This window comes from Burkholderia sp. lig30 (assembly GCF_000687455.2).
GTDB lineage: Bacteria > Pseudomonadota > Gammaproteobacteria > Burkholderiales > Burkholderiaceae > Burkholderia.
The window spans coordinates 76599-82876 of record NZ_JGVW01000067.1 but is presented as its reverse complement, the minus strand read 5'-3'; the positions used below and the strand labels follow the sequence as shown (position 1 = coordinate 82876).

Here is a 6278-nt window from a genome sequence, read left to right as displayed (position 1 = left end):
GATCGTCGGGCTGCCGTCGAGCGCCTCGGCGATCAGCGCGGGCAGCTGCGGATCGCCGAACTGGCCGGCCCAGTCGAGCGACGGCCATGGGCCGCCTTCGGCGGGCAGGCTCTGCGAGGCGGCGAATTGCGATGCCGGGGCGATCTGCTTGTCGCTCTTGATGCCAATGTAGTTCGCGCAGCCGGCGAGCGTGAGCACGGCGACCGCGGCGGCGGTGCGGCGCGTCCCGGCTCGCACGGATAGCGGGGAGGTGTTCATCGCGGGGTTGTTTGACTCGGAATGAATGATGGACATTGCAAGGATTTCCTTACATCGATCTCTCAAAACTGATTGTTATGGCAAGAATTATGCGCCGCTGCTGACGCCGCCGGCTGCGTCGCAGGAGTTGCCCAGGATCCGGCGCAGCATGCTCTTCAGGAAGCCGACTTCCTCGGGCGTGAAGCCGGCGAGCAACTGATCCAGCACGCCGCAGAAAATGTCGGGCAGCCGCTCCGCGATCGCGCGGCCCTCGTCGGTCAGTTCGAGGTGCACGACGCGCCGGTCCTCGATGCTGCGCACGCGCGACAGCAGGCCGCGTTTTTCGACGCGGTCGAGCAGGCGCGTCACCGCGCTCGCGTCGATGCCGTACTCGCGGGCGAGCTCGGCGGCCGTCGAGCACTTGCCGACCGCGACCATGAACAGCATGCTCGCCTGCGTGCCGGTGATGCCGAGCTCGTCCTGCGTGCGCTGCGTGACCAGGTTGGTCATCAGCGACTTCACGCGTGACATCAGGTAGCCGACGCTGTCATTGACCTGGTACGTAGAAAGCGACAGGTTTTGCGGTTTGGAGGAGGGGGCGTCCGACATAAATCATGTGACTGCAATAGTTGACTAGGCAGCAGTATAGGCAGAGTTCGTTGCCTCGGCAAATATTAATCGAAGCGGGAGGGCGGCGCTGACCGTCGCGTAATACCCCTGACGAATGCGGGTCTTTGCCGCGCGGCCGCCGGCGCTGCAAATCAGGGTCGGGTCTGTCTGGCGCCGGCGTGTGCTGCGCTGCAATGCGCAGCGGCTTCCGACATTCGCGCGTGCTATAATTCCACGCTTTCCAAGCTGCATCGCGCGCCCACGTCACACAACACGTGCGTGCGCGGTTGCGCGTTCAATCGATTTCAGGTTTCTATGACCCGCGCCCTTCGCAACATCGCCATCATCGCCCACGTCGACCATGGCAAGACCACGCTCGTCGACCAACTGCTCCGCCAGTCCGGCACCTTCCGCGAGAACCAGCAGATCGCCGAACGGGTGATGGATTCGAACGACATCGAAAAGGAGCGCGGGATCACGATTCTCGCGAAGAACTGCGCCGTCGAATACGAAGGCACGCACATCAACATCGTCGATACCCCGGGGCACGCCGACTTCGGTGGCGAAGTGGAGCGGGTGCTGTCGATGGTCGACTCGGTGCTGCTGCTCGTCGACGCGGTCGAGGGCCCGATGCCGCAAACCCGCTTCGTGACGAAGAAGGCGCTCGCGCTCGGCCTGAAGCCGATCGTCGTCGTCAACAAGATCGACCGTCCGGGCGCGCGTATCGACTGGGTCATCAACCAGACCTTCGACCTGTTCGACAAGCTCGGCGCGACCGAAGAGCAGCTCGACTTCCCGATCGTCTACGCGTCGGGCCTGAACGGCTATGCGTCGCTCGACCCGATGGCGCGCGAAGGCGACATGCGTCCGCTGTTCGAAGCGATCCTGCGGCACGTGCCGGTACGCCCGGCCGATCCGGAAGCGCCGCTGCAGCTGCAGATCACGTCGCTCGACTTTTCGACCTACGTCGGCCGGATCGGCGTCGGCCGCATCACGCGCGGCCGCATCAAGCCCGGCCAGTCGGTCGTGATGCGCTTCGGCCCGGAAGGCGAGATCCTGAACCGCAAGATCAACCAGGTGCTGTCGTTCAAGGGGCTCGAGCGCGTGCAGGTCGAGTCGGCTGAAGCGGGCGACATCGTGCTGATCAACGGCATCGAGGACGTGGGCATCGGCGCGACGATCTGCGCGGTCGAGGCGCCGGAGGCACTGCCGATGATCACGGTCGACGAGCCGACGCTGACGATGAACTTCCTCGTCAACTCGTCGCCGCTCGCGGGCAAGGAAGGCAAGTTCGTGACGAGCCGTCAGATCCGCGACCGCCTGACGAAGGAACTGAACCACAACGTCGCGCTGCGCGTGAAGGACACCGGCGACGAGACGGTGTTCGAGGTGTCGGGCCGCGGCGAGCTGCACCTGACGATCCTGGTCGAAAACATGCGCCGTGAAGGCTACGAGCTGGCGGTGTCACGTCCGCGCGTCGTGATGCAGGAAATCGACGGCGTGAAGCACGAGCCGTACGAGCTGCTGACCGTCGACGTCGAGGATGCAAACCAGGGCGGCGTGATGGAAGAGCTGGGTCGCCGCAAGGGCGAAATGCTCGACATGGCTTCCGACGGCCGTGGCCGTACGCGTCTCGAATACAAGATTCCGGCGCGGGGCCTGATCGGCTTCCAGAGCGAATTCATGACGCTCACGCGCGGCACGGGCCTGATGAGCCACATCTTCGATTCGTACGCACCGGTCAAGGACGGTTCGGTCGGCGAGCGCCGCAACGGCGTGCTGATCTCGCAGGACGACGGCGCGGCGGTGGCTTATGCATTGTGGAAGCTGCAGGATCGCGGCCGCATGTTCGTGAAGCCGGGCGACGCGCTCTACGAGGGCATGATCATCGGCATCCACAGCCGCGACAACGACCTGGTCGTCAACCCGATCAAGGGCAAGCAGCTGACCAACGTGCGCGCGTCGGGCACCGATGAGGCCGTGCGCCTCGTGCCGCCGGTCCAGATGTCGCTCGAGTATGCGGTCGAATTCATCGACGACGACGAACTGGTCGAGGTGACGCCGCAGTCGATTCGCCTGCGCAAGCGCTACCTGAAGGAGCACGAGCGCCGTCGCGCAAGCCGCGAAGGCGCGATCGACTAACCTTTGCCGGGTCTCGCGCAAAAAAGAAAGCCGCCTTCGGGCGGCTTTTTTCATATCCGCGCGTTGCGCGTAAAGGTATCTTTCGTGGTGTGGTGGCAATCCGGCGAAATCCCGGCGAACCCCCGTCCTGTCACGCTTCCTCACACTTTTCCGCGTGAGCCGCGCCATCTGTTCTGTGATATGCTGCGCGCACGCAAAGTTTAGGTCCTTCCAAGCAAGACTTGATTCGCGCAATCCGCTAAACGGTCAGGCCGTGTCGCGGAAGGTTGAGTAACCCGCTATTTCTCGAGAAGCTCGAAGAAAGGTGAGCGTAAAATGTCAGATGTAATGAAGCAGTTTCAGCTGAACTCGTATCTGTTCGGCGGCAATGCTTCGTACGTAGAAGAACTGTACGATGCATATCTCGATAATCCGGCGTCAGTGCCCGAGAACTGGCGTGAATATTTCGACGCGCTGCAGAACGTTCCTGCAACGGACGGTTCGAACGCCAACGACGTGGCGCATTTCCCGATCGTCGAATCTTTTGCCCAGCGCGCCAAGGCCAACGCCTTCGTCCCGCGCGAAAGCACCAGCAACCTGGCAACCGCGCGCAAGCAGGTTCACGTCCAGTCCCTCATCAGCGCCTATCGCTTCCTCGGCTCGCAGTGGGCTAACCTCGATCCGCTGAAGCGCCGCGAGCGTCCCGCGATCCCCGAGCTCGAACCCGCGTTCTACGACTTCTCCGAGGGCGACCTCGACCAGACGTTCAGCGCGAGCAACCTGTACCTCGGTTTCGACCAGGCATCGCTGCGCGACATCGTCAAGGGTCTGCGCGACACGTACTGCGGCACGATCGGCGCCGAATTCATGTACATCAGCGATCCGGAACAGAAGCGCTGGTGGCAGGAGCGCCTGGAGTCGATCCGCGCGACGCCGAGCTTCACCGCAGACAAGAAGAAGCACATCCTCGGTCGCCTGACCGCCGCGGAAGGCCTCGAACGCTATCTGCACACCAAGTACGTCGGCCAGAAGCGCTTCTCGCTCGAAGGCGGCGAGAGCTTCATCGCGTCGATGGACGAAGTCGTCCAGCACGCGGGCAAGAAGGGCGTGCAGGAAATCGTCATCGGCATGGCGCACCGCGGCCGTCTGAACGTGCTCGTGAACACGCTCGGCAAGATGCCGGCAGACCTGTTCGCCGAATTCGAAGGCAAGCATGTCGACGACCTGCCGGCCGGCGACGTGAAGTATCACAAGGGCTTCTCGTCGGACGTATCGACGGAAGGCGGTCCGGTTCACCTGTCGCTCGCGTTCAACCCGTCGCACCTCGAAATCGTCAACCCGGTGGTCGAAGGTTCGGCGAAGGCGCGGATGGACCGTCGCGGCGACGCGGACGGCCTGCAAGTGCTGCCGGTGCAGATCCACGGTGACGCGGCCTTCGCGGGCCAGGGCGTCGTGATGGAAACGCTGAACCTCGCGCAGACGCGCGGCTACGGCACGCACGGCACGCTGCACATCGTCATCAACAACCAGATCGGCTTCACGACGTCCGACCCGCGCGACGCGCGCTCGACGCTGTACTGTACCGACGTCGTCAAGATGATCGAGGCGCCGGTGCTGCACGTGAACGGCGACGATCCGGAAGCCGTCGTGCTGGCGACGCAGATCGCGATCGACTACCGGATGCAGTTCCACAAGGATGTCGTGATCGACATCGTCTGCTTCCGCAAGCTGGGTCACAACGAGCAGGACACGCCGGCCGTCACGCAGCCGCTGATGTACAAGAAGATCGCGCAGCACCCGGGCACCCGTGCGCTGTACGCCGAGAAGCTCGTGCAGCAGGGCGTGATCGCCGCTGAAGACGTCGACGGCTACGTGAAGGCGTACCGCAAGGCGATGGACGACGGCCACCACACCGTCGATCCGGTGCTGTCGAACTACAAGAGCAAGTACGCGGTCGACTGGGTGCCGTTCCTGAACCGCAAGTGGACCGACGCGGCCGACACGGCCGTGCCGCTCGCCGAACTGAAGCGCCTCGGCGAACGCATCACCACGGTTCCGGAAAACTTCAAGGTCCACCCGCTCGTCGAGCGCGTGATCAACGACCGCCGCAACATGGCGCGTGGCGACCAGCCGCTCGACTGGGGCATGGGCGAACACCTCGCGTTCGCGTCGCTCGTCGCATCGGGCTACACCGTGCGCCTGACCGGCCAGGACTCGGGCCGCGGCACGTTCACGCACCGTCACGCGGTGCTGCACGACCAGAACCGCGAGCGCTGGAACGACGGCACGTACGTGCCGCTGCAGAACATCGCCGAGAACCAGGCGAAGTTCACGGTGATCGACTCGGTGCTGTCCGAAGAAGCGGTGCTGGGTTTCGAATACGGCTACTCGACCGCCGAGCCGAACACGCTCGTGCTGTGGGAAGCGCAGTTCGGCGACTTCGTCAACGGCGCGCAGGTCGTGATCGACCAGTTCATCTCGTCGGGCGAAGTGAAGTGGGGCCGCGTGTCGGGCCTGACGATGCTGCTGCCGCACGGCTACGAAGGCCAGGGTCCGGAACACTCGTCGACCCGTATCGAGCGTTTCCTGCAACTGTGCGCGGATCACAACATGCAGGTCGTTCAGCCGACGACGCCGGCGCAGATCTTCCACGTGCTGCGCCGTCAGATGATCCGTCTGTTCCGCAAGCCGCTGATCATCGCGACGCCGAAGTCGCTGCTGCGTCACAAGGAAGCGGTGTCGGACCTGTCGGAACTGGCGAACGGTTCGTTCCAGCCGGTGCTGGGCGAAGTCGACGGCGGCATCGACGCGAAGAAGGTCAAGCGCGTGCTGGCCTGCTCGGGTCGCGTCTACTACGACCTCGTCGCGCATCGCCGCGAAACGGGTGCGAACGACATCGCGATCGTGCGGATCGAGCAGCTCTATCCGTTCGCGCACAAGCAGTTCGAAGCTGAAATGAAGAAGTACGAGAACGCGACCGAAGTGGTGTGGGTGCAGGACGAGCCGCAGAATCAGGGCCCGTGGTTCTACGTCGAACACCACCTGAAGGAAGGCCTGAAGGAAGGACAGAAGCTGGCATACAGCGGCCGTCCGGCTTCGGCTTCGCCGGCAGTCGGCTACTACGCGAAGCACTACGAGCAGCAGAAGGCCCTCATCGAAGGTGCATTCGGCCGCCTGAAGAGCGCAGCAATCGCGAAATAACCGACGAAGCGAAACGGGAAAGCGCCATGCGCTTTCCCGAATCTTTTGGCGTGCAGCAGGCGCACCGCGCCGCGACGGCCGAAAGACTCGCGCGAATCTCGTCATTACCC

3 protein-coding genes and 1 pseudogene are annotated in these 6278 nt (G+C 63.7%); 2 read left to right on the top strand and 2 right to left on the bottom strand.

Annotated features, from left to right (window positions below; all coding sequences use genetic code 11):
- Window positions 1–258, bottom strand: a pseudogene (locus tag LIG30_RS09605) (efflux transporter outer membrane subunit); the annotation flags it as partial.
- 87 nt (window positions 259–345) lie between these two features.
- Complete coding sequence (locus LIG30_RS09600) at window positions 346–846, bottom strand: MarR family winged helix-turn-helix transcriptional regulator (RefSeq protein WP_038711610.1); 501 nt, start codon at window positions 844–846, stop codon at window positions 346–348.
- Window positions 847–1161: 315 nt separating this feature from the next.
- On the opposite strand from LIG30_RS09600, the gene typA reads away from it, so the two are divergent.
- Both typA and LIG30_RS09590 read left to right on the top strand, forming a co-directional pair.
- On the top strand, window positions 1162–2988 hold the full coding sequence (gene typA / locus LIG30_RS09595; protein ID WP_038711608.1) for a translational GTPase TypA: 1827 nt from the start codon (window positions 1162–1164) through the stop codon (window positions 2986–2988).
- Window positions 2989–3303: 315 nt separating this feature from the next.
- Window positions 3304–6168 carry a 2-oxoglutarate dehydrogenase E1 component gene (locus LIG30_RS09590; protein WP_038711607.1) on the top strand — a complete coding sequence of 955 codons (2865 nt, stop codon included), beginning with the start codon at window positions 3304–3306 and terminating at the stop codon, window positions 6166–6168.
- The last annotated feature ends 110 nt before the right edge of the window (window positions 6169–6278 follow it).

Bases quoted from the DNA above. Each gene is read 5' to 3' on its own strand.
- LIG30_RS09600 (WP_038711610.1), bottom strand. From the start codon at position 846: ATGTCGGACGCCCCCTCCTCCAAACCGCAAAACCTGTCGCTTTCTACG.
- typA (WP_038711608.1), top strand. From the start codon at position 1,162: ATGACCCGCGCCCTTCGCAACATCGCCATCATCGCCCACGTCGACCAT.
- LIG30_RS09590 (WP_038711607.1), top strand. From the start codon at position 3,304: ATGTCAGATGTAATGAAGCAGTTTCAGCTGAACTCGTATCTGTTCGGC.